A 23,733-nucleotide genomic window follows, 5' to 3' on the forward strand; every position below is an offset into this window, starting at 1 on the left:
TTTACTAAAAAATGAAACGAATTGATTTTGAACATGGCACGGTGACAGGAAATATTCTTGGGGCGGCGGTCCCCATGCTGGTAGCACAGCTGCTTAACTTGCTTTACAACATTGTAGACCGGATCTACATTGCCCGCATCCCAAAAGTGGGAACAGCGGCACTCGGCGCGGTTGGTCTGTGCTTCCCGCTGATTGTGATCATTACAGCATTTTCCAATTTATATGGAAGCGGCGGCGCACCTTTATTTTCTATCCGCAGGGGCAAAAAAGAAGAATGTGAAGCAAACGCGATCATGAATACCTCGTTTACCATGCTTTGCTTAACTGGCATTGTGCTCATGTTTGCCGGATTTTTGTTTATGCGCCCGATTCTGGCGCTGTTTGGCGCTTCCGAAAGCGCTATGGTTTATGCGCATCCGTATATGATGATCTATCTGCTCGGCACGCTGCCTTCTATGATCGCAGTGGGCATGAATCCGTTTATCAATGCGCAGGGATACTCCCTGATTGGAATGCTTTCGGTTGCGATCGGAGCAGCAGCCAATCTTGTATTGGACCCGCTGTTTATTTTTATCCTTGGATTTGGTGTGAGCGGTGCCGCGATCGCTACGGTTATCTCGCAGTACATATCTGCAGGTTTTGTCCTGTTTTTCCTGACCAGGAAGTCAGAATTGAAGGTACGTTTCCTTCAAAAACGGGAGATAAAACCATGTGCCGGTTATGCACGTGATATTGTCAGCCTTGGCACAGCCGGTTTTGTGATGCAGCTGACGAACAGCCTGGTAACGATCTGCTGCAACCATGTGCTTTCCGGCACAGGAGGCGATATTTATATTTCGGTCATGACCATTGTTTCCAGTGTACGGCAGCTGGTCGAAACGCCAATCTCTGCGATCAACGATGGTTCCTCACCGATTCTGAGCTATAATTATGGCGCCCGCCGGCCGGCACGCGTCAAAAAGGCAGGGATTGTGATGGGGTTCATGATGCTTTGCTATACGGCAGTTATGTGGAGTGTCATCATTCTGGTACCGGATATTCTGATCCAGATATTCAGTTCCGATCCGGTCCTTTTGCAGGATGCGGTCCCGGCGCTGAAACAGTATTTTGCAGCATTTATCTTTATGGATCTGCAGTACTTGGGGCAGACGGTATTTAAGTCCCTGAATAAAAAGAAGCATGCGATTTTCTTTTCGCTGCTTCGAAAGGTTTTCATTGTTGTTCCACTCACTTATTTTATGCCGTATGTGCTGCATATGGGAACGGATGGTGTGTTTTTGGCGGAACCGGTATCGAATGTCATTGGCGGAAGTCTGTGTTTTGCTACAATGCTCTGCACGGTGCTCCCGGAGCTGAAACGCATGGAAAAGGAGAAGTAATGGAAAAAATACAGAATTAGAATATGGTTATGAACCAGAGTTTCAGATCATTCCGTGGAGTGAGAAGAATCAATATCTGGCAGATGGAACGATTGACTGTATCTGGAGCTGCTATTCCATGAATGACCGCGAAGCAGATTATCAGTGGGCTGGACCATATCTGTACAGTCGCCAGGTGATTGCAGTCAGCACAGAGAGTGCTGTTCAGACGTTTGCCGATCTCGCGGATAAGAAAATTGGTGTTTAGGCTACGACAAGGGCGGCAGAACTTTTTCTGCACAAGATCGACTCCAGCCTTCCAGAGGTTAAGCAGGTGAACTGTTTTGCGACAACAGAAGATCTGTTTGCATCCATCCGCAAGGGTTATGTGGAGGCGGTGGAAGATGGAACCGATGCAGTAGAACGAATGGAAACAGTGGAAGCATCCCGTTATGATCTGATCCTCATGGATATTCAGATGCCAAAAATGGATGGCTACACGGCTGCAAGGGAAATCCGGACACTCAGAGATAACCAAAAGGCCAATATCCCGATTGTTGCTGTAACGGCCAATGCGTTTGAGGAAGATAAAAAGAAGGACTTTGAGTCAGGTATGAATGTTCATATCTCAAAGCCGATCAACCGGGAAGCAATCATGCGTATGCTTGATCAGATCTTCGGACAGGAAATTACGACAGATGAAGGAGAAACGGAGGGTGAAAACAGGTAATATGGAAAAAATGCGATCCTATCCGGGTCTGGATTTAAAACAGAGCGGAATCCTGCTCCGTTACCGGATGAACATGTCAGGACTCAGCGTCCGGGAAATTCAGGATTATCTTGTCCTTTCCTGTCCCCAGCCGGTTTATCGCTGGCTCCGTGGCAAGGCGCTGCCGTCCGTGGATCATCTTTATGCACTCAGCCGCCTTTTTGGGGTACATATGGAAGAACTTTTGGCAGACGGTGGAGAAAATCCTGTTTGCGGGGAAATCTTTCTGGAAAAGCAATATCTGTTGTCTTATCTTGGAAAATTTCGGAAAGCGGTATAATAGCATAAACGGAACAGGTATTGGACTATCCGTCCAATGACAAAAGTGAACAAATGTTTTATCCTCTTGTCATAACCGATTTGGTAATGACAGGAGGTTTTTTTATGAAAAAAGGAAGACTGATTTATGCAGATGAAGACGGAACCTATTATGTGACGCGCAAAATCGATTGCGATATGCGCCCGGTAAGGACTGGGGGAGGTATGCATATTGTAAATTGTTTCCGCCATGGTGGTTTCCGCTCCGTATATGAATTTGACTGTTTTGTGGTGCGTTTTGTCCAGAAACAGGAAAAAGAGACGGTGAAGAACGTTTCAGAACTTACGGAAATCTGGTCTGGCAGTGAAGATCTTACGGAAATACTAAAAAAGCTGAATGCAGAAGAATATTGCTATCTGGTGAATGAGGGCGGACCAAAACTGTGGTCAGGAGGCATGCTCCATCCAGACACTATGCTGATTATCTGCGGGCAGGAACCGGCAGAGGTGATTTACCGCAGAATGGATGCCTCGGAACCGCCGGTGGAAGAAACGGAATTTGTCAATATTCTGGAAACACTGCGAAACGAAGAAAAAATCCCGGTCCCGGTGAAAGACCATATCATACACCTTCTGGAACTTCTGATGCGCGACCAGGGAGGGGAAATCTCTTATTATGTCCATGATCTGGATTTTGGAAGAAACTATGAACCAGGACTGCTCTCGGACGAAATGGGAAAGATCGATTTAAGCTGCAGCCAGTCTCTCTACCGGGAACTGGTTCAGACCAGGTTTTAGAGATGATTGTTCGTACAACGGGTGGAATATCATAATATTTTAGGAAAGATGTGGTTGCATTTCGATAGGACTTATGATATAAGTGTATTAAGAAGATTAATACACTTATATCATAAAGGAGAGGCGTGAAGCAGAATGATTCATTTGGACTATAAAGACAGCCGTCCCATCTATGAGCAGGTGGCGGACCGCTTAAAAGAACTGATGATTCTCGGTGTTCTGGAAGAAGACAGCCAGATGCCTTCTGTGCGTTCCCTGGCCACGGAACTGTCCATTAACCCCAACACCATACAGCGCGCTTACGCGGAACTGGAACGGAATGGTTTTCTTTATTCCGTGAAGGGGCGCGGAAGCTTTGTGGGAAGCATTGGCAGACTTAGGGAAGCAAAGCAGCGGGAACTGAAAGAAAAGGTGGCTGTGCTTGCAGAGGAAGCAAAGAGCCTGGGGATGGATGAGGAAGCATTTGTCCGTATGGCAAAAGAGCAGTTTGGAGGAGAAGCATTATGATAGAAGCAACCAATCTCACGAAGAAATTTGATGATATTCTTGCAGTGGATCATATCAGCGCAAAAATCCGGGAGGGAAATGTCTTTGGGCTGATCGGAACTAACGGAGCAGGAAAGAGTACGTTTTTGCGTATGGCGGCAGGAGTCTTAAAGCCGGATGAAGGAACCGTTACGGTGGATGGCATGGAGGTTTATGAGAACGAGGCAGCGAAACGGAAGTTTTTCTATATTTCCGATGATCAGTATTTCTTTGGAAATGCGACGCCGCAGGACATGATGAATTATTACCGGATTGTCTACCCGAACTTTGATACATCCCGCTTTGACAGCCTTATGAACAGTTTTGGTCTGCAGAAAAACCGCAAGATCAATACGTTTTCCAAGGGCATGAAAAAGCAGGTTTCCATTCTTTGCGGTCTTTGTGCGGGAACGGAATATCTGTTCTGCGATGAAACGTTTGACGGCCTTGATCCGGTCATGCGCCAGGCAGTCAAGAGTATTTTTGCCAACGATATGGAAGAGCGGAACTTAACACCGATCATTGCTTCCCACAACCTGCGGGAACTGGAAGACATCTGTGATCATGTCGGACTGCTCCACAAGGGTGGTATCCTGTTAAGCCGCGACCTCGATGAAATGAAGATGAATCTGCATAAGGTGCAGTGTGTGTTAAAAGAAGGCGCAAAGCCGGAAGATATAGACGGTCTTGAAATCTTAAAAACGGAGCGCCGCGGAAAGCTTCTGACCCTGACGGTGCGTGGGGAATTAAGCCGTGTGGAATATCTTATGCAAAAGGCAGAGCCGGTATTTTATGAGACCATCCCTTTGTCTTTGGAGGAAATTTTTATCAGCGAAACGGAGGTAGTCGGTTATGACGTCAAAAAACTTATATTTTAAGCTTATGCGCGAGGACTGGAAAAACCGCCTGTGGGCACCGGCTCTCATTGCGCTTGGCTGCTTCTTCCTCTATCCGGTATTTCTGGCTTTTCTGGCAGGAAGGGCATTGCGGGAATATGATACCGTGGAGGCAGGGCTTCGGTGGTTTACAACGGAAGCAATCCAGTGGCTGTCCTTTGAAAATGGCATGACGGTGTTTGGTGTTGTGCTTATATCCCTGATCTGCGGACTCAGCAGCTTTTCCTATTTGAATTCGAAAAGCCGTGTGGATTTTTACCACAGTATTCCGGTACGGCGCGAAAAACTGTTTCTTGTGCATTATCTGGACGGGATCCTGATGCCGGCAATCCCATACGCGGTTGCGATGATTGCTTCCGTGATCGTCTGTGCGGCAAACGGAATCAGCACAGAGCTTTTGTGCGGGACGGCAGTCAGTGCTTATCTGCTTCACCTGATTTATTATATCCTGTGTTATACGACTGTGGTGATCGCGTCCATGCTGACGGGGCATCTGGTGGTAGGATTTTTCGGGAGCATGGTACTGATGTTTTATGTACCTCTGGCAGTGGTAATTGTGGAAACGTTTTTCAACACGTTTTTTCTGTCTTACAGTTACGAAAATCATAACGGGATAACCGAATCCTTCTCCCGCGTTTCTCCTGTCATGGAATATATCCACTCCATATCCTGCTATACGGATGGGAAACCGGTCTGGCCGGCAGCAGGAGCCGCTTTTCTGGTTTCCGTGATCCTTGCAGCAGCAGCGCTGTTTCTTTACCGGAAACGCCGGTCGGAAGCAGCGGGCCGTGCTATGGCTTTTTCAATCAGTTGTCCGGTTATCCGGGTACTCATTACCGTGCTAAGCGGACTTGGCATGGGTGGTTTCCTTTGGTCGATGCAGCACTCGAACGGGTGGATGGCATTTGGCGTTATTTGCGGAAGCATCATTGCCCATTGCGTGGTTGAAAGTATTTATCATTTTGATTTCCGGAAGCTGTTTGCGCATAAACTGCAGCTTATATGCTGCGCGGCAGCAGCACTCGCTGTAGTGTTCTCGTTCCGGTTTGATCTGTTCGGTTATGATGCATATCTGCCGTCCGCCACAAAAGTCCAGTATGCGGCAGTGGATGTCAGCATGCTGAACCGCTGGGTTTCTTACGGATCCGTTGAGAAAGAAAATGACGGACCGAATATGGGCTACACATATGCAGATGAACTGTCCGGAAATTACATTGCAAAACACATGCAATGTACGGACCTGAATACGGTTCTGAATCTTGCGGCAGCAGGCATTGAAGAAAACCGGAGACTGAAGGAAGCGTGGAATGAAGAAGGTGCACGGAGCGTTGAAACTCTGGGTACGGCAGAACTGGCAGTTCCGGCAGAAACAGCCGAAACGTACACCCGGCCGCTGTACACGATGGCAACCATCTGTTATACATTAAAGAGTGGACGCGTGGTAAGCCGGAATTATACGATTGATATGACAAAAAGTTATGAATTGCTGAAAAAGCTGGAACAGGATGAGGAGTACCAGAATGCAGCTTATCCGCTTCTTGCTGCCAGACCGGAACAGTTTGTCAGCGTCCGCTATCGGAAGAGCCGTTCTACGGGAGATCAGAATCTGAAAAATCTGACTGCTTCCCAGCGTGAGGAATTGCTCCACACGTATCAGCAGGAGTTTGCCGCCCTGACACTTGACGAGATGAAAAAAGAGATGCCAACAGGACTGATCCGTTTTACGACAGAAGAGGAAGAACAGGCGATCGCGTGGTGGAACCAGAAAGAAAACCGCAGTCAGATTGAAATGTACCCATCGAAGTATTTGTACAGTAATGATGTGCGGAATGAAGCATTTTATCCGGTTTATCCTTCTTTCAAAAAAACGATGGCTTTGCTGAAGCAGGCAGGCGTATCCGTTGCGGATGACAGTATTTCTGACCGAATCGTTTCTGTGACGGTGCGTGGGTATGCACCGGGAAGTGATCAGTATCAGACAATCACGTTTACGGATCCTTTAGAGATCAGCGCGCTTGGAGATATAACCCGGAATGAGCGGCTGCTGTATTATGATCCGATGTATGAGGAGGAGGATTTTGATGTAGAAGTGACTGTGGCAGACACATCGGAAAAAACAGAACAGGAAGATGATATCCAGAATACCTATTACAGCTTTTTCAAAAAAGGAGAGATTCCTGCTATTGTAAAAGAACGGATGGGATTTTAAGAAAAAGGAGTATCGCAGAAAGCGCAGCTGGCGCAGTGCGGTACTCCTTTTGGATTGCTTTGCATAGGAATTAAATTTTGCATAATTATGCAGCTGATAAAATTTACATCAGGTTGGCTTCCGGCATATTCCGCTGTTCCTCGATCAGGTCAGCCAGTGTGGTGTGGTCGACAACGTCGTCGATGGCATCTTTTAATTTCTGCCAGACAGTCAGGGTGGTGCAGCGCCCGGCGTGCTCGCAGTGGTTGATGTCTTCGTCCAGACAGGAGACCGGTGCGAGACTTCCCTCGGCAGCGCGGAGAATCATGCCGACCGTGTATTCCTCCGGCTTTCTGGTAAGCATGTAGCCGCCCTGGGCCCCGCGAATGCTTCGCACGTAGCCAGCCTTATGAAGAAGGGAAACAATCTGCTCCAGATATTTATCGGAAATGCCCTGGCGTGCGGCCACCTGACTGATCTTGGTGCACTCATCCGGATTCAGTCCGAATTCGATCATCATACGCAGTGCATAACGTCCTTTGGTTGATACTCTCATGGTTATTCCTCCTTGTATGCTGCCGTTCACGTGTATGTGCCCGGCAAGTGTTGCTGCCCACGCATTACGCAAACAGCAACGGCAATCATCGTATGTCATTGTACAGGAAAATGTGCGGAATGTAAATGGAATTGAAAGTTTCTCATGCTTTATTTTTGATGCAGGATATGCTATACTGTCTGCAATAGTATGCACTGAAATGGATCTGTTTCTTGCATATACATTCCGTCAGGAGGAAATGAACATGAGAGACGGCTTTATCCGCGCAGCGGCAGCCACACCAAAGATTAAGGTTGCAGATCCGGTCCATAACCGGCAGGAAATCTGCAAGATCATAGAAGAGTCCGAAAAGAAAGGCGTGGAGCTTCTGGTATTTCCAGAGCTGTGCCTTTCCGGATATACCTGTAACGACCTGTTTTTACAGGAGGTTTTGCTGGAACAGGTGAAAGACGAACTGAAAACGGTCGTATCGTTTACCAGGGACCGGCATATGCTGGTATTTGTGGGACTCCCGTGGGAGCATGAAGGCAAGCTCTATAATGCAGCTGCAGCGATCTGCGGCGGCGAGCTTCTTGGACTGGTTACAAAGACAAATCTGCCAAACTATTCTGAATTTTATGAACTGCGTCATTTTACTCCGGGTATGGAAACTCCGGTTATGACAGACTGGCTGGATACCCAGGTACCTATGGGAACCAATCTTTTATTTACCTGCAAAGAGTACCCGAAACTGACCGTGGCAGCAGAAATCTGCGAGGATGTATGGGTTCCGTGTCCGCCAAGTATCCGCCACGCACTTGCAGGTGCAACGGTTATTGTAAACTGTTCCGCAAGTGACGAAGTGGTCGGAAAGGATTCTTACCGGAGAGAACTGATCTGCGGACAGTCTGCAAGACTCATCTGCGGTTATGTTTACGCGAATGCCGGGGAAGGTGAATCTACGCAGGATCTGGTGTTTGGCGGTCACAATATCATTGCGGAGAACGGAACCCGTCTGGCAGAATCCAAACGCTTTGCGCCGGAAACAGTCTGTGCAGACCTGGATCTGGAACGCTTAAACGCAGAGCGGCGCCGCACGACTACGTATCCGGCACCGGACCGCAGTGCTTACCAGACAATCCGTTTTTCTCTTGGCGCTGGAAACAGAGCAGAGCGCAGCAGCGAATGTAAAAACGGGCAGGACCAGCAGAAAACCGGCAAAGCTGTTTCTGACATACAGACGGATGAAAAGCTGCTCCGCTATATTGATAACCGTCCTTTCGTTCCGCACGATATGCGGGAGCGCAGCCGGCGCTGTGAGGAAATTTTTACCATTCAGGCTATGGGACTGAAAAAACGTCTGGAGCATACCGGCTGCAGTCACGTCGTGCTTGGAATCTCCGGCGGACTGGACTCCACGCTGGCGCTTTTGGTAGCGGCGAGAGCATTTGATATGCTGGATATTCCGCGCAGCCAGATCCATGCGATCACTATGCCGTGTTTTGGAACCACGGACCGGACGTACCAGAATGCCTGCCAGATGACCAGAAAGCTGGGGGCATCGTTAAAAGAAATTGATATCAAGGCATCGGTAACAAGACATTTTGAAGATATTGGTCATGACATTACGGTTCACGATGTGACTTATGAGAACGGTCAGGCCAGGGAGCGTACCCAGATTCTCATGGATATTGCAAACCAGGTGGGCGGCATGGTCATCGGAACCGGAGACATGTCAGAGCTGGCGCTTGGCTGGGCAACCTACAATGGAGACCATATGTCCATGTACGGTGTCAATGTTTCCGTGCCGAAAACCCTGGTGCGCCATCTGGTGCGTTACTATGCAGATGTGTGCGGGGAAGAAGAACTGAAAGCAGTTCTCCTGGATGTTTTGGATACTCCGGTAAGTCCGGAACTGCTTCCGCCGGAAAATGGTGTCATTTCCCAGAAAACAGAGGATCTGGTGGGACCATATGAGCTTCACGATTTCTTCCTTTACTATGTGCTGAGATTTGGCTTTAAGCCTTCCAGAATCTACCGGATGGCTCTGCAGGCATTTGAGGGAGAATATGAGAAAGAAGTCATTTACAAATGGCTGAACGTTTTTTACCGCAGATTTTTTGCACAGCAGTTTAAACGTTCCTGTCTGCCGGATGGTCCGAAGGTAGGTTCCGTGGCAGTTTCCCCGCGCGGCGATCTGCGCATGCCGAGTGACGCAGCAAGGCGGATCTGGATGGATGATTTAGAAAGCATCAAATTAAAGGAGAATACAAAAGCGTGATCAGCAGTACAACCAACAAACAGGTGAAATTTGTGAATGCCCTGGTGAAAAAAGCAAAAACCAGAAGAGAGGAAGATCTGTTCGTGGCAGAGGGACTCCGCATGTGCACTGAAATTCCGAAGGACCGCGTTCACACACTTTATATATCGGAAAGCTTCAGCAGGACAAAGGAATGCAAGGCACTTAAGGAAGGGGTAAAACATGTCGAACTGGTGACGGATGATGTGTTTAAGAGCCTTTCCGACACACAGACGCCGCAGGGCATTCTGGCACTGGTGAAGCAGTATCATTATACGCTGGACGAGGTGGTTGGAAAAAACTCGAAAGAAGTTTCCGGGGTATCGGCGCAGAAACCAGATGAAGCGGAAAAAATGCAGACAAAACCGGCGCTTCTCATGGTGCTGGAAACGATTCAGGATCCGGGAAATCTGGGAACGATCCTTCGCGCAGGCGAGGGTGCCGGTGTGACCGGGGTGGTGATGGACGCAAACACCACCGATATTTATAACCCAAAGGTAATCCGTTCCACGATGGGTTCTGTGCTCCGTATGCCATTTGTTTATGTGGAGAATCTTCATGAAACGCTGCAGGAACTGAAAAAAAGGAATATCCGGCTGTTTGCGGCTCATTTAAAAGGAAAACAGGCGTACGACCTGGAAGATTATACCGGGAATACTGCATTTCTCATTGGGAACGAGGGCAATGGTCTGACCGACGAAACTGCAGCCATGGCAGACACGTATGTCCGCATCCCGATGGAGGGACGTGTGGAATCTTTAAATGCTGCAGTCGCGGCTTCGGTTCTCATGTTTGAGGCAGCGCGGCAGCGCCGCAGTGCCGGAACAGCTGGAAGAGAAACAACAATAAAACAATAAAAATAAGGGGGAGTTTGTTATGGCAGCGATTTACTGGCTCATTGCATTTGTGATTCTGGTGGGCATTGAAATCATGACCACAGCCCTGACAACGATCTGGTTTGCAGGAGGTGCCGTGATCGCCTTTTTTGCGGCTGTCTTTGGTGCACCGGTACCGGTCCAGCTTCTGGTATTTGTGGTGATCTCATTCATTTTACTTTTCCTGACCCGTCCGCTGGCTGTGAAGTATATCAATACTTCTACCGTCAAAACAAATGTGGACAGCCTGATCGGAAAAGAAGCCAGGGTAACGGCTGAGATCAACAATGCAAAAGAGTGCGGGAGTGTTTCTGTCCAGGGGCAGGAATGGACGGCACGTTCCGCAGAGGAGGATGTGGTTTATCCGGAAGGAACCAGAGTCTGGATCCGTGAGATCCAGGGTGTGAAACTGATTGTAAGCAATGAAAAAGCGCGACTGTGAGAAAAGCAAACAGTTGCGGCAAATCGTAAAGGAGGAATCTTAATGGGTATTCTGTTCATTTTTCCGTTACTGATCGTAATTTTAGCGGTTCTGGCATCCTGCATCCGCATTGTCCCGCAGGCGCAGGCTCTGGTCGTGGAACGTCTTGGCGCCTATCTTGACACCTGGTCTGTAGGTGTGCATTTTCTGGTCCCGTTTGTTGACCGTGTCGCAAAAAAGGTCAGCTTAAAGGAGCAGGTTGTGGATTTTGATCCGCAGCCGGTTATCACAAAAGATAATGTTACCATGCGGATCGACACCGTGGTATTTTTCCAGATCACAGATCCGAAACTGTATGCTTACGGTGTGGTAAATCCGATCATGGCAATCGAAAACCTGACTGCAACGACACTGAGAAATATCATCGGTGACCTGGAACTGGACCAGACTTTAACCTCCCGCGAGACCATCAATACCAAGATGCGCGCATCCCTGGATGTGGCAACCGATCCGTGGGGCATTAAGGTTAACCGTGTGGAGCTCAAAAACATCATCCCTCCGGCAGCCATTCAGGATGCCATGGAGAAACAGATGAAGGCAGAGCGAGAGCGCCGTGAGGCAATCCTGCGTGCAGAGGGTGAGAAAAAGTCCACCATTCTGGTTGCGGAAGGTAAAAAGGAATCCGCAATTCTGGATGCAGAGGCGGATAAGCAGGCTGCAATCCTTCATGCTGAGGCAGAGAAAGAGCGCCGCATCCGCGAGGCAGAAGGTGAAGCTGAGGCAATTTTAAAGGTACAGCAGGCGAAGGCAGATGGTATCCGCTTCTTAAAAGAGGCCGGAGCCGATGCGGCAGTGCTCCAGCTTAAGAGTCTGGAAGCATTTGCAGCGGCAGCAGACGGCAAGGCAACCAAGATCATCATTCCGTCGGAAATCCAGAATATGGCTGGTCTGGTGACTTCTGTGGCAGAGATCGCAAAGACATCATCGACACAGGCGCAAGAATAGAAACCTGGAAATATAGAAAACTGGAAAGTTCAGAAAACAAAAGATTGAAAAAGATAACCATTCTGGAATGACGGTTTCCCAAAAGCATGTTATTAAAATTAACATAAAAATGTACAGAGGAGAGATGATTATGAATTTAAAGGGAAGACATTTCTTAACATTGAAAGATTACACACCGGAGGAAATCCTGTATCTGCTGGATCTTGCAGCGGAAGTAAAACGTAAGAAAAAAGAGGAAATCCCGGTAGATAACTACAGAGGAAAAAATGTAGCACTGATCTTTGAAAAGACCAGTACCAGAACCAGATGCTCCTTCGAGGTAGCAGCGCACGATATGGGAATGGGTACTACCTATCTGGATCCGTCAGGTTCCCAGATCGGTAAGAAAGAGAGCATTGCAGATACGGCACGTGTTCTTGGACGTATTTATGATGGTATAGAGTACCGTGGCTTTGGACAGGAAATCGTGGAGGAACTTGCCAAGTATGCAGGCGTTCCGGTATGGAACGGTCTGACCAACGAATATCATCCGACCCAGATGCTTGCTGATATGCTGACGATCCGTGAGCAGCTCGGCAGATTAAAAGGTGTAAAGCTGGTTTACATGGGCGATGCCCGTTACAATATGGGTAACTCCCTGATGATCGTCTGCGCAAAGCTTGGTCTGCACTTTGTGGCATGTGCACCGAAGAAGTATTTCCCGAACGCAGAGCTGGTTGCACAGTGCGAGGAATATGCAAAGGCATCCGGTGCTACCATTACCCTGACCGAGAATGTGGAAGAGGGAACCAAAAACGCCGATGTTATTTATACGGATGTATGGGTATCCATGGGTGAGCCGGATGAAGTATGGGAGGAGCGTATCCGTGAACTGACTCCGTACAAGGTAACAGCTGATGTCATGAAGAATGCAGGGGAACAGGCGATCTTCTTACACTGCCTGCCGGCATTCCATGATTTAAAGACCAAGATCGGTGCTGAGATGGGCAAACGTTTCGGCATTACCGATATGGAAGTAACGGATGAGGTATTTGAGTCTGCACAGTCCAGAGTATTCGATGAGGCAGAAAACCGTATGCACACCATCAAAGCAGTGATGATGGCAACACTTGGAGTATAAAAGATGGCAGGACAGGAGAAAAAACGCAATCCGCGCAGCAGCGCGCTGGTTTTGGATCTGCTGCATATCGTGATCGGTATTCTTGTGGTTATCTGTGCCATATTAGCGTTTTTGGATCCGGAGGGGAACAGTATTCTGTTCCCCGTGATTTTCTGGCTTGCTGCTGTACTGAACGGTGTGATGGGCGGATTCCGGCTGCGTTTTAGCGGGCATGATAGGAAAAAACAGGCAGGAGGAGCGCTGCAGTGCCTGCTGGCGGCAGTTCTTATAACGCTGGGCGTGTTAAGCGCCGTCAGTATCTGGAGGTAAGGTTTGAAAGACAAAATTTTAAAATTTTTAAAAGAGGCAGATGGTTATGTCTCCGGACAGGAACTCTGTGAACGCCTTGGGGTATCCCGCACAGCCATTTGGAAAGCAATCCGGCAGCTCGAATCAGAAGGCTATGAGATCGAAGCTGTCCGCAACCGCGGATACCGTCTGCATGACAGTGCAGATATCCTGAATGAAGCAGAAATCCGTGCAGCACTGACAACAAAGTGGCTGGGGCATCCGGTAAAATTCCTGGAGGAAATTGATTCTACCAATAACGAAGTGCGCCGCATGGCGGAACAGGGAGCCCCTTCCGGGACGCTTGCAGTGGCGGAAATCCAGACTGCAGGAAAAGGACGAAGAGGGCGAAGCTGGAGTTCTCCAAAAGGAAGCGGAATCTGGCACAGTTTTCTGCTGCGCCCTGATTTTGCACCGACATATGCATCTATGCTGACGCTTCTGACAGCCATGGCAGTGCAGAAAGCGGTGAAAGATGCGACGGGTCTGGAAAGCCAGATCAAATGGCCGAATGATATTGTAGTAAATGGGAAAAAGGTCTGCGGCATCCTTACGGAAATGAGTACGGAGGAAGATGCTATCCGTTATGTGGTAGTTGGAATCGGCATCAATGCCAATACACCGGAATTCCCGGAAGAAATCCGGACTACTGCAACATCACTGGCATTGGAGCTGGGGCATCCGGTGCGCCGGACAGAGCTGATCAATGGCGTTATGTGTGCCTTTGAGGAGTATTACCGGATATTCGAGGAGACGCTGGATTTAAGTCAGCTGAAAAAGCTTTATAATCAGGAACTGGTCAATGTGGGAAGAAAAGTGAAAGTGCTTGCTCCTGGCGGCGATTACACAGGGATTTCCAAAGGGATCAATGACACAGGAGAGCTGATCGTAGAGCTTGCAGACGGCACCATCCGGGAAGTGAATTCCGGCGAGGTGTCGGTAAGAGGAATTTATGGATATGTATGATGCAAAACATTTATATGACCGTCTGAAGGTCGCTGAGCGCGAGAATGAAATGCTGGATCTGGATACCAGGCTGCGGGCCATGAATGGTCCGTTGCTTTCCTGGTATGAGGAGCATGCAAGAATTCTTCCATGGAGAGAAAATCCGGAAGGTTACCGGGTCTGGATTTCCGAAATTATGCTGCAGCAGACCAGGGTGGAGGCGGTCAAACCATATTTTGAACGCTTTCTTGAGGCGCTGCCGGATGTGAAATCGCTGGCTTTGGTGGAAGATGACCGGCTGATGAAACTCTGGGAGGGCCTCGGTTACTATAACCGGGCGCGCAATTTAAAGAAAGCTGCCGGAATCATCCTGGAAGAGTACGGCGGGAAAATGCCGGAAACGTATGAGGAGTTATTGAAATTGCCTGGAATCGGAAGTTATACGGCAGGAGCAATTTCTTCCATTGCATTTGGACATCCGGTTCCGGCGGTAGACGGAAATGTACTCCGCGTGATCTCGAGGGTGACAGCCAGCCGGGAAGATATTTTAAAGGTGTCCACCAAAAAGTGGATGGAACAGCATCTGCGCGAAACGATGCCGAAGGACCGGGCAAGTCATTTCAATCAGGGACTCATTGAAATTGGAGCCATTGTATGTGTGCCAAACGGTCAGCCGCACTGTGGGGAGTGTCCTCTGGAATCCATCTGCCTGGCGAAAAAACAAAACCTGATCGCGGAAATTCCGGTAAAAACGCCACCGAAAAAAAGACGTCTGGAAGATAAGACGGTGTGTATTCTGGAATGCGGCGGTCAGGTGGCATTGAAAAAACGGGATGATACCGGGCTTCTGGCATCGCTTTATGAACTGCCAAACTGCGAAGGGTATCTGGAAGCGGAGGACGTGCCGGAGGCTTTTGGACTGGATCCGGAGAACATCGTCGAACTGGAACAAATCGGTCCGGCAAAACACATTTTTTCCCACGTAGAATGGCATATGATTGGCTACCGGGTAAAATTAAAGGAAAAAATTCCAGACAGTTACATTGCAGCTGGTAAGAATGAGCTGAAAACAATCTATGCACTGCCGAATGCGTTTGGCAGGTATACAAAGATGATAAAATGAGGATAATGATGAGAAGGAGGCAGATCGATTCCTATGGTTAAGAAAAAACAGATGCTTCTGATTATTAATCCAAGATCGGGCAGAGAGAAAATCCGTTTAAAACTTCTGGATATTCTGGATGCCTATACAGGCGCGGGATATCAGATCCAGGTTTACGTGACCCAGAAAGCACTGGATGCACGTGATGCCGTACTCAAATATGGATCCAGGAAAGACCTGATCGTATGCAGCGGCGGAGATGGTACGCTCAATGAGGTCATTTCGGGAATGATGGAACTGAAAAAGCCTGTGCGGCTGGGATATATTCCTGCCGGCTCTACCAATGATTTTGCATCCAGCTTAAAATTGCCGAAACAGATGATGCCGGCTGCGCTGAATGCAGTAAACGGAGTACCAGGCGCAATTGATATCGGACGGTTCTGTAAGGACCGGTATTTTGTTTATGTAGCCGGATTTGGTGCTTTCACGGAAGTATCCTATCTGACACCGCAGGATAAGAAAAATCTGCTGGGGCATCAGGCTTATGTGCTGGAAGGGGTGAAAAGCCTCGCTTCGATCAAGTCGTATCCGATGAAAATTACAAGTCCGGAAGAAACGCTGGAAGGAGAATTTATCTACGGCATGGTCACGAACACGGTCAGCGTTGGTGGCTTTAAAGGGCTGGTAACCCAGGATGTGGCATTGAATGATGGACTGTTTGAGGTACTTCTGATCCGTACTCCGAAGACTCCTCTGGAACTCAGCGGCATTGTTACCGGTCTTTTGATGCGGGAAGAAGAAAAAAGTGAGCTGGTTTATAAGTTCAAAACCAAAAGTCTGCATATCCAGGCATATGAGCCGGTAGACTGGGTACTGGACGGTGAATTTGGCGGAACCAGAACCGAGGTGTCCATAGAAAATCTGCAGCAGCAGATCGAGATTTTGTGCCCGTCGTCTTCCAAAAGCCGGAATGGTGTACAAAATGAAAAATAAGCGGAGAATAATGAAAATAATTGTTGAAATCTGACACCGGATATTATATAATGATTTGATGTGTAGGCTTTCATAGACCTTCAAATGAAAGGATGTTACTGTGGAAAAAGACAATTTTTTAGATAAGCTGAAAAAGCTGGTAGAAGTTGCCAAAACAAAGCATAATGCATTGGACATCACGGAAATCAATGACTTTTTCAAAGGGGATAACCTTGGTCCTGAGCAGATGGAACAGATTTACAGTTTCCTCGAGGACAAAAATATTGACGTAGTCCCTGTTATTGACGATGCTGCCCTTGCAGAAGACAATCTGCTTCTCGATGACGATGATGTAGATATGGATGACAGCTTCATGAAAGACTCCGAAGATATCGAGCTGGATGCAGTAGACCTGCTTGAGGGTATTGGAACAGAGGATCCGGTCCGTATGTATCTGAAGGAGATCGGAACGGTTCCGCTGCTTACGACAGAGGAGGAGCTGACCCTTGCAAAGCGCAAGGCAGAGGGCGATGAGTACGCGAAAGAACGTCTGATCGAGGCAAACCTGCGTCTTGTTGTAAGTATTGCAAAACGTTATACCGGCCGCGGCATGAGCTTTCTTGACCTGGTTCAGGAGGGTAACCTTGGTCTGATTAAAGGTGTCGAGAAGTTCGATTATACAAAAGGATATAAGCTGAGTACATATGCGACTTGGTGGATCAGACAGTCTGTAACCCGTGCACTCGCGGATCAGGCCAGAACGATCCGTGTTCCGGTGCATATGGTTGAGACCATCAACAAAATGTCCAAGATGCAGAGAAAGTTAACTTTGGAACTGGGGTATGAGCCGTCTGTGACAGAGCTTGCAGATGCGCTTGAGATGTCAGAGGACAAAGTTATGGAGATCATGCAGATCGCCAGGGAACCAGCATCTCTGGAGACTCCGATCGGTGAGGAAGACGATTCCAATCTGGGCGATTTCGTTGCAGACAGCAATGTGGTAACTCCGGAGGGCAACGTGGAAAATGTGATGCTCCGAGAGCACATTGACGCGCTGTTAAAGGACTTAAAAGACCGGGAACGCCAGGTTATTGAACTGCGCTTTGGTCTGAAGGACGGACACCCGCGTACTCTGGAGGAAGTTGGTAAGGAGTTTAATGTAACGCGTGAACGAATTCGTCAGATTGAGGCGAAGGCACTCCGTAAGCTGCGTAATCCGGTACGAAGCAAGCGGATTCGGGATTTCCTGTAAAACCCAGATCAGAGCGGAAGAACTGCGCAGCAGAGAGGTCAGAATTATGAACCGCAGAAATTACCAGCGTGAGCTGGAAGCAGTCATAAAGGAAAATCAGAGTAAGAGTCGGGTCCCCCGGCTCTTCTTACATAGTTGCTGTGCTCCATGCAGCAGTTATGTATTGGAATATCTTTCCGATTATTTTGAAATCACGGTATTTTATTATAACCCCAATATTTCTCCAGAGGAGGAATATGAAAAGCGGGTGGCGGAACAAAAACATCTGATTCAGGAATTACCGGTCAGACATCCGATTCATCTGGTTGTGGGAAATTATGAACCTGAGCGCTTTTATGCTTTCAGCAAGGGTCTGGAAACAGTTCCGGAGGGCGGAGAGCGCTGCTTCCGGTGTTACCGCCTGCGGCTTGAGGAAACAGCGAGAATGGCAGAAGAAGGCGGTTATGATTATTTTGCCACAACACTGACCATCAGTCCGCTGAAAAATGCACAGAAGCTAAATGAAATCGGAGAAGAATTGTCCGGAATCTATAAAGTGGAACATCTTCCGTCTGATTTTAAAAAGAAAAACGGATACAAACGTTCTGTGGAATTGTCGGCAGAATATGGACTTTACCGGCAGAATTACTGCGGATGTGTCTTCTCAAAACTGGAACAGCAGCAGCGGGAAGCAACGACAAAAAAAGAATCACAGATCGGCACAATGCCTTGACACTTGTCGTGATTTGTAATAAAATTTATACAGATTGAAACCAATTCTAAAGGAGACGTGAACTATGCTTAGTAAGAATTTAACAGTTGTAAATCCGTCTGGACTACATTTAAGACCGGCAGGAGTTTTATCTCAGACTGCTATGAAATTCAAATGTGATGTCATCATTGAGTGCGGCGAGAAAAGAATCATTGCGAAGAGCGTATTAAACGTAATGGCAGCAGGTATCAAATCCGGTACCGAGATCACCCTGATCTGCGACGGTGAGGACGAGGCAGCAGCTATGGAGACCGTGAGCAAGGCAATCGAGAGCGGTCTTGGCGAGATGTAAGTCTTCTTAGTACACATAAAGAAATAAAGAAAAGGTATTTTCCGGAACACAATTCTGGAAAGTACCTTTTTCCTTTCGTGGGAAAATGCGTCCTATGAAACAATTCTTTTTCCGTGTAAGTTCATATCTGGGAGGCGCCAGTGATGTAGGGTTGATGAAACAAATACGGTAAACTGACAGATAAATTACATGAATTAAGGATAATGACAAATAATCTGACAATTTAAAATAAAAAAGGAATTTACAAATGAGAAAAAGTGTAGTATTATCGTAACAGCTTAAAAAGGCAATACAAAAATCATGACATAAAACAAAACGCAAGGGTGCGGAAATTCGAAAAAAGAATTTTCGTGCCCTTTTTTATTTCATAGACATCTTGTGAAATAAAACCATTGCGTTGTTTGCCAGGGAGACGCCAATGGCGCATCCGATGATTTTACAGGAAAGGAAATGATTATGGACAGCGATCAGAGAACCTTAACAAAATCCCCCAACGAATCTGCTTCCCAGATCGTGCTTCCGGGTCTTTACGATCCGAGTTTTGAGCATGACAACTGCGGTATCGGTGCCGTAGCCAATATCAAAGGCATCAAGACTCACCGCACCGTGGAGCAGGCCCTCCACATTGTAGAGAATCTGGAACACCGCGCCGGGAAAGACGCAGAAGGAAAGACCGGAGACGGTGTCGGCATCATGCTGCAGATCTCCCACAAGTTCTTTAAGAAAGTGACAAAACCGCTTGGCATCGAGCTTGGCGACGAGCGTGAATATGGCATCGGCATGTTCTTCTTCCCCCAGGATGAACTCGCCAGAAACCAGGCGAAAAAGATGCTGGAGGTTATCGTCCAGAAAGAAGGACTGAAGTTTCTTGGCTGGAGAACCCTTCCGATCCACCCGGAGAAGATTGGCGATAAGGCCGTTGAAAAAATGCCTTACATCATGCAGGGCTTCATCGGAAAGCCGGCGGACGTGGAGAAGGGACTGGACTTCGACCGTCGTCTTTATGTAGCACGCCGTGTGTTTGAGCAGAGTAACGATGATACCTATGTTGTATCCATGAGCAGCCGCACCATTGTATACAAAGGTATGTTCCTGGTCAAAGAACTGCGCCAGTTCTTTGAGGATCTGCAGGATCCGGATTACGAGTCCGCAATCGCAACCGTGCATTCCCGTTTCAGTACCAACACCAATCCGAGCTGGATGCGTGCCCATCCGAACCGCATTATCGTACATAATGGTGAGATCAATACCATCCGCGGCAACGTCGACAAGATGATGGCGCGTGAGGAGAACATGGAGACAAAATTCTTCAAATCCGACATGTACAAGGTACTGCCGATCATCAATCAGGAAGGTTCCGACTCCGCGATGCTGGACAATGCCCTGGAGTTTATGGTCATGAGCGGTATGGAGCTGCCGATGGCAGTCATGATCCTGATTCCGGCTCCGTGGCAGCATGACCGGTTCATGCCGCAGGAGGTAAAGGATTTCTATCGCTATTACGCAACCATGATGGAGCCGTGGGATGGTCCTGCATCCATCGTGTTCAGCGATGGCGATGTCATGGGTGCCGTGCTGGACAGAAACGGTCTGCGTCCGTCCCGCTATTATATTACAGACGATGACCAGGTGATCCTGGCTTCTGAGGTTGGTGCGATCGACATCGACCAGTCCCATGTCATTAAGAAAGAACGCTTAAGACCTGGCAAGATGCTCCTCATCGATACCGTGAAAGGCGAGCTGGTTGGAGACGAGGAGTTAAAACTCCGTTATGCATCCCGTCAGCCGTACGGGGAATGGCTGGATGCCCAGATGGTAGACTTAAAGGATCTGCCGATTCCGAATAAGGGCGTGCCGGAACTGACAAAAGAGCAGCGTGCACAGCTGCAGAAGACCTATGGCTACACCTATGAGCAGTATAAGACCATGATCCTGCCGATGGCATTGAACGGTGCCGAGGCGGTATCTGCCATGGGTGCTGACAGCCCGCTTGCCGTGCTTTCGAAAAAGCATCAGCCGCTGTTCAACTATTTCAAACAGCTCTTCGCGCAGGTAACGAACCCGCCGATCGATGCGATCCGTGAAGCGATCGTAACATCCACTACGGTTTATGTCGGCGAGGAAGGCAACGTTCTGGAGGAAGCTCCGGAAAACTGCCACATCTTAAAGGTGGACAACCCGATCTTAACCTGTACTGATCTGTTGAAGATTAAATATATGAAGAAACTGGGATTTAAAGTTGAAGTAATCCCGATTACCTATTACAAAAATACCTCTCTGGCCAAAGCCATTGACCGGTTATTTTTGGAGGTAGACCGTGCGCATCGCGACGGTGTCAACATCATCATCCTGTCTGACCGCGACATCGATGAAAACCATGTGCCGATCCCGTCACTCTTAGCGGTATCTGCCTTGCAGCAGCATCTGGTAAAAACCAAAAAGCGAACCTCCATGGCAGTCATCCTGGAGAGCGGCGAGCCGAGAGAGGTACATCACTTTGCAACCCTGCTTGGCTTTGGTGCCAGTGCCATCAACCCATATCTGGCGCAGGAATCGGTTCATTACCTGATCGAGACGAAAATGCTGGATAAGGATTATTACGCAGCAGTCAATGATTATAACTCTGCAGTGCTTCACGGCATTGTAAAGATCGCTTCCAAGATGGGTATCTCCACGATCCAGTCTTACCAGGGCGCACAGATCTTTGAGGCGATCGGTATTTCCAAAGAAGTCATCGACAAGTACTTCACCAACACGGTCAGCCGTGTGGGCGGCATCACGCTGGAAGACATCGCAAACGACGTGGATGTGCTGCATTCCACCGCATTTGACCCGCTGGGACTGGACGTTGACCTGACGCTGGAAAGTGTGGGAAGTCACAAGGAGCGTTCCGGCCAGGAGGAGCATCTGTACAATCCGCGCACCATTCATCTGCTGCAGCAGGCGGCATGGACCGGAAATTATGAGATCTTCAAAGAGTACAGCCATGTGCTCAATGAGGAGGAGCAGACCATCAACCTGCGAAGCCTGATCGATTTTAATTTCGATGAGAACGGCGGCATCCCGATCGATGAAGTTGAGAGTGTCGATTCCATCGTAAAGCGCTTTAAGACCGGTGCAATGTCTTACGGCTCCATTTCCCAGGAAGCACATGAGACGCTGGCGATCGCCATGAACCGTCTGGGCGGCAAGTCCAACACCGGTGAGGGCGGCGAGAGTCTGGACCGTCTGGTTCCGGGACCGAAGAACAATAACCGCTGCTCTGCGATCAAGCAGGTGGCATCCGGACGTTTTGGCGTAACCTCCCGTTACCTGGTCAGTGCACAGGAGATCCAGATCAAGATGGCGCAGGGCGCAAAGCCTGGTGAGGGCGGACAGCTTCCGGGCGGAAAGGTTTATCCGTGGGTGGCAAAGACCCGTCACTCCACAACCGGTGTCGGCTTAATTTCCCCGCCACCGCACCATGATATCTACTCCATCGAGGATCTGGCCCAGCTGATCTATGACTTAAAGAACTCAAACACCCGCGCAAGGATCTCTGTCAAGCTGGTATCCGAGGCTGGTGTTGGTACCGTGGCAGCCGGTGTTGCAAAGGCAGGCGCACAGGTCATCCTGGTATCCGGTTTTGATGGCGGTACCGGTGCGGCGCCGAGAAACTCCATCTACAATGCCGGACTTCCGTGGGAGCTTGGCGTGGCTGAGGCACACCAGACCCTGATCATGAATGGCCTGCGCGATAAAGTTATCCTTGAGACCGACGGTAAGCTGATGACCGGCCGTGATGTGGCAATCGCCTGCATCCTGGGTGCGGAGGAATTTGGCTTTGCGACCGCTCCGCTTGTTACCATGGGCTGCGTCATGATGCGTGTCTGCAACCTCGATACCTGCCCGGTCGGCATTGCGACCCAGAACCCGGAGCTGAGAAAACGCTTCAAGGGCAAACCGGAGTATGTTGTAAACTTCATGCACTTTGTGGCACAGGAGCTGCGCGAATACATGGCAAAGCTGGGTGTCCGCACCGTAGATGAGCTGGTGGGACGTACCGATTTCTTAAAGAAGAAGGAACACATTTCGTCTGAGCGTGCAAACAAAGTGGATTTAAGCAATATCCTTGACAATCCGTATGAGGGTGTGCATTTCCGCGGCTACCGCGATAAGCTGGAATACGACTTCAAGCTGGATCAGACGATCGATGAGCAGGTATTCTTAAAGCAGTTAAAGACTGCCCTGAACAAGGGACAGAAGAAGAGCCTCCAGATCGATGTCTCCAACGTAGACCGTACCCTGGGAACCATCTTCGGTTCGGAAATCACCAGACAGTATCCGGACGGACTGCCGGAGGATACTTTCACGATCCAGTGCAACGGCAGCGGCGGACAGAGCTTTGGTGCGTTCATTCCGAAGGGGCTTACCCTGGAACTGGTGGGCGACAGCAACGACTATTTCGGCAAGGGCTTATCCGGCGGTAAGCTGATCGTATATCCGCCAAAAGCAGCAAACTTTAAGGCAGAAGAAAATATCGTCATCGGCAACGTGGCTCTTTACGGAGCGACCAGCGGCAAGGCGTATATCAACGGTGTCGCGGGTGAGCGTTTCTGTGTCCGAAACTCCGGTGCAACCGCCGTCGTAGAGGGTGTTGGTGACCACGGATGTGAATATATGACCGGCGGCCGCGTGGTTGTACTCGGACCGACCGGAAAGAACTTTGCAGCCGGCATGAGCGGCGGTATTGCTTATGTGCTGGATGAAAAACGCGATTTTTATAAGCGCCTGAACAAAGATCTTGTTTCCCTGGAGGAAGTAACCAACAAGTACGATGTCCAGGAATTAAAAGAGATGATCCAGGAACATGTGGCATATACCAACTCCGAGCGCGGAAAAGAAATTCTGGATCACTTTGGCGAGTACCTGCCGAAATTCAAGAAGGTAATGCCTCATGACTACCGCCGCATGATGAATACCATTGTGCAGATGGAAGAGAAGGGCTTAAGCAGTGAGCAGGCGCAGATCGAGGCATTCTACGCAAACCAGAGAAAGTAAGGAGG

General features: G+C 48.7%; 21 protein-coding genes and 1 pseudogene. 21 read left to right on the plus strand and 1 reads right to left on the minus strand.

Annotated elements, in window-relative coordinates; genetic code table 11:
• Window positions 1-11: 11 nt before the first annotated feature.
• The 8 genes and pseudogenes from DXB18_RS07400 (at window position 12) to DXB18_RS07435 (ending at window position 6,813) form a co-directional block, all read left to right on the plus strand.
• Window positions 12-1,379 (plus strand): MATE family efflux transporter, encoded by a 1,368-nt coding sequence (locus DXB18_RS07400; protein WP_118706899.1) that lies wholly within the window; start codon window positions 12-14, stop codon window positions 1,377-1,379.
• Window positions 1,380-1,410: 31 nt separating this feature from the next.
• Window positions 1,411-1,626 (plus strand): annotated as a pseudogene (locus DXB18_RS07405) (transporter substrate-binding domain-containing protein); the annotation flags it as partial.
• A gap of 66 nt (window positions 1,627-1,692) precedes the next feature.
• Complete coding sequence (locus tag DXB18_RS07410; protein ID WP_243103266.1) at window positions 1,693-2,088, plus strand: response regulator; 396 nt, start codon at window positions 1,693-1,695, stop codon at window positions 2,086-2,088.
• Complete coding sequence (locus DXB18_RS07415) at window positions 2,075-2,407, plus strand: helix-turn-helix transcriptional regulator (protein ID WP_243035363.1); 333 nt, start codon at window positions 2,075-2,077, stop codon at window positions 2,405-2,407. Before DXB18_RS07410 ends, DXB18_RS07415 begins: the two co-directional genes overlap by 14 nt.
• Window positions 2,408-2,511: 104 nt before the next feature.
• Window positions 2,512-3,183, plus strand: coding sequence for a hypothetical protein (locus tag DXB18_RS07420; RefSeq protein WP_118706905.1), 672 nt, complete (start codon window positions 2,512-2,514; stop codon window positions 3,181-3,183).
• A gap of 135 nt (window positions 3,184-3,318) precedes the next feature.
• Window positions 3,319-3,690, plus strand: coding sequence for a GntR family transcriptional regulator (locus DXB18_RS07425; RefSeq protein ID WP_118543843.1), 372 nt, complete (start codon window positions 3,319-3,321; stop codon window positions 3,688-3,690).
• On the plus strand, window positions 3,687-4,586 hold the full coding sequence (locus DXB18_RS07430; protein ID WP_118706907.1) for an ABC transporter ATP-binding protein: 900 nt from the start codon (window positions 3,687-3,689) through the stop codon (window positions 4,584-4,586). Before DXB18_RS07425 ends, DXB18_RS07430 begins: the two co-directional genes overlap by 4 nt.
• Window positions 4,561-6,813, plus strand: a complete 2,253-nt coding sequence (locus tag DXB18_RS07435) for a DUF6449 domain-containing protein (protein ID WP_118706909.1) — start codon at window positions 4,561-4,563, stop codon at window positions 6,811-6,813. Before DXB18_RS07430 ends, DXB18_RS07435 begins: the two co-directional genes overlap by 26 nt.
• Window positions 6,814-6,916: 103 nt before the next feature.
• Here the strand turns inward: DXB18_RS07435 and DXB18_RS07440 are convergent, their stop codons facing one another.
• Entirely contained in the window at window positions 6,917-7,348 is a 432-nt protein-coding gene (locus DXB18_RS07440) for an Rrf2 family transcriptional regulator (protein WP_118543846.1), read from the minus strand.
• Window positions 7,349-7,592: 244 nt separating this feature from the next.
• Here DXB18_RS07440 and DXB18_RS07445 point away from each other — a divergent pair, with 244 nt between their 5' ends.
• From DXB18_RS07445 to gltB, 13 genes are all read left to right on the plus strand, one after another.
• Complete coding sequence (locus DXB18_RS07445; RefSeq protein ID WP_118706978.1) at window positions 7,593-9,608, plus strand: NAD(+) synthase; 2,016 nt, start codon at window positions 7,593-7,595, stop codon at window positions 9,606-9,608.
• Complete coding sequence (locus tag DXB18_RS07450; protein WP_118706911.1) at window positions 9,605-10,483, plus strand: RNA methyltransferase; 879 nt, start codon at window positions 9,605-9,607, stop codon at window positions 10,481-10,483. Before DXB18_RS07445 ends, DXB18_RS07450 begins: the two co-directional genes overlap by 4 nt.
• Before the next feature lie 19 nt (window positions 10,484-10,502).
• Window positions 10,503-10,943: an NfeD family protein gene (locus DXB18_RS07455; RefSeq protein WP_118706913.1), complete on the plus strand. Its 441-nt coding sequence runs from the start codon at window positions 10,503-10,505 to the stop codon at window positions 10,941-10,943.
• Between the two features lie 42 nt (window positions 10,944-10,985).
• Window positions 10,986-11,927 carry an SPFH domain-containing protein gene (locus DXB18_RS07460; protein ID WP_118543764.1) on the plus strand — a complete coding sequence of 314 codons (942 nt, stop codon included), beginning with the start codon at window positions 10,986-10,988 and terminating at the stop codon, window positions 11,925-11,927.
• 130 nt (window positions 11,928-12,057) lie between these two features.
• Window positions 12,058-13,047, plus strand: coding sequence for an ornithine carbamoyltransferase (argF, locus tag DXB18_RS07465; RefSeq protein ID WP_118543763.1), 990 nt, complete (start codon window positions 12,058-12,060; stop codon window positions 13,045-13,047).
• A gap of 3 nt (window positions 13,048-13,050) precedes the next feature.
• A complete protein-coding gene (locus tag DXB18_RS07470; RefSeq protein ID WP_118706915.1) occupies window positions 13,051-13,356 on the plus strand; it encodes a DUF6637 family protein in 306 nt (101 codons plus the stop codon).
• Between the two features lie 3 nt (window positions 13,357-13,359).
• Window positions 13,360-14,340, plus strand: a complete 981-nt coding sequence (locus tag DXB18_RS07475; RefSeq protein ID WP_118706917.1) for a biotin--[acetyl-CoA-carboxylase] ligase — start codon at window positions 13,360-13,362, stop codon at window positions 14,338-14,340.
• Window positions 14,327-15,442, plus strand: a complete 1,116-nt coding sequence (gene mutY / locus DXB18_RS07480) for an A/G-specific adenine glycosylase (protein WP_118706919.1) — start codon at window positions 14,327-14,329, stop codon at window positions 15,440-15,442. The genes DXB18_RS07475 and mutY overlap by 14 nt, the downstream gene beginning before the upstream one ends.
• A 33-nt stretch (window positions 15,443-15,475) precedes the next feature.
• The gene (locus DXB18_RS07485; RefSeq protein WP_118706921.1) at window positions 15,476-16,414 is read left to right on the plus strand and encodes a YegS/Rv2252/BmrU family lipid kinase; all 939 of its coding nucleotides are present in this window, start codon (window positions 15,476-15,478) and stop codon (window positions 16,412-16,414) included.
• Window positions 16,415-16,514: 100 nt separating this feature from the next.
• Window positions 16,515-17,645, plus strand: coding sequence for an RNA polymerase sigma factor RpoD (gene rpoD / locus DXB18_RS07490; RefSeq protein ID WP_118543758.1), 1,131 nt, complete (start codon window positions 16,515-16,517; stop codon window positions 17,643-17,645).
• Between the two features lie 46 nt (window positions 17,646-17,691).
• Window positions 17,692-18,357, plus strand: coding sequence for an epoxyqueuosine reductase QueH (locus tag DXB18_RS07495; RefSeq protein WP_118706923.1), 666 nt, complete (start codon window positions 17,692-17,694; stop codon window positions 18,355-18,357).
• Between the two features lie 64 nt (window positions 18,358-18,421).
• Complete coding sequence (locus DXB18_RS07500) at window positions 18,422-18,688, plus strand: HPr family phosphocarrier protein (protein WP_118533218.1); 267 nt, start codon at window positions 18,422-18,424, stop codon at window positions 18,686-18,688.
• A 456-nt stretch (window positions 18,689-19,144) separates the two neighbouring features.
• Window positions 19,145-23,728 carry a glutamate synthase large subunit gene (gene gltB, locus DXB18_RS07505; protein ID WP_118706925.1) on the plus strand — a complete coding sequence of 1,528 codons (4,584 nt, stop codon included), beginning with the start codon at window positions 19,145-19,147 and terminating at the stop codon, window positions 23,726-23,728.
• The last annotated feature ends 5 nt before the right edge of the window (window positions 23,729-23,733 follow it).

The sequence above is a fragment of the Clostridium sp. OM02-18AC genome (assembly GCF_003481825.1).
In the GTDB taxonomy this organism is placed as follows: domain Bacteria; phylum Bacillota; class Clostridia; order Lachnospirales; family Lachnospiraceae; genus Brotaphodocola.

Coding starts and splice junctions, on each gene's coding strand:
- DXB18_RS07435 (WP_118706909.1), top strand. CDS start 4,561: ATGACGTCAAAAAACTTATATTTTAAGCTTATGCGCGAGGACTGGAAA.
- DXB18_RS07470 (WP_118706915.1), top strand. CDS start 13,051: ATGGCAGGACAGGAGAAAAAACGCAATCCGCGCAGCAGCGCGCTGGTT.
- DXB18_RS07495 (WP_118706923.1), top strand. CDS start 17,692: ATGAACCGCAGAAATTACCAGCGTGAGCTGGAAGCAGTCATAAAGGAA.
- argF (WP_118543763.1), top strand. CDS start 12,058: ATGAATTTAAAGGGAAGACATTTCTTAACATTGAAAGATTACACACCG.
- DXB18_RS07445 (WP_118706978.1), top strand. CDS start 7,593: ATGAGAGACGGCTTTATCCGCGCAGCGGCAGCCACACCAAAGATTAAG.
- mutY (WP_118706919.1), top strand. CDS start 14,327: ATGGATATGTATGATGCAAAACATTTATATGACCGTCTGAAGGTCGCT.
- DXB18_RS07440 (WP_118543846.1), bottom strand. CDS start 7,348: ATGAGAGTATCAACCAAAGGACGTTATGCACTGCGTATGATGATCGAA.
- DXB18_RS07425 (WP_118543843.1), top strand. CDS start 3,319: ATGATTCATTTGGACTATAAAGACAGCCGTCCCATCTATGAGCAGGTG.
- DXB18_RS07400 (WP_118706899.1), top strand. CDS start 12: ATGAAACGAATTGATTTTGAACATGGCACGGTGACAGGAAATATTCTT.
- DXB18_RS07430 (WP_118706907.1), top strand. CDS start 3,687: ATGATAGAAGCAACCAATCTCACGAAGAAATTTGATGATATTCTTGCA.
- gltB (WP_118706925.1), top strand. CDS start 19,145: ATGGACAGCGATCAGAGAACCTTAACAAAATCCCCCAACGAATCTGCT.
- DXB18_RS07500 (WP_118533218.1), top strand. CDS start 18,422: ATGCTTAGTAAGAATTTAACAGTTGTAAATCCGTCTGGACTACATTTA.
- DXB18_RS07460 (WP_118543764.1), top strand. CDS start 10,986: ATGGGTATTCTGTTCATTTTTCCGTTACTGATCGTAATTTTAGCGGTT.
- DXB18_RS07485 (WP_118706921.1), top strand. CDS start 15,476: ATGGTTAAGAAAAAACAGATGCTTCTGATTATTAATCCAAGATCGGGC.
- DXB18_RS07455 (WP_118706913.1), top strand. CDS start 10,503: ATGGCAGCGATTTACTGGCTCATTGCATTTGTGATTCTGGTGGGCATT.
- DXB18_RS07420 (WP_118706905.1), top strand. CDS start 2,512: ATGAAAAAAGGAAGACTGATTTATGCAGATGAAGACGGAACCTATTAT.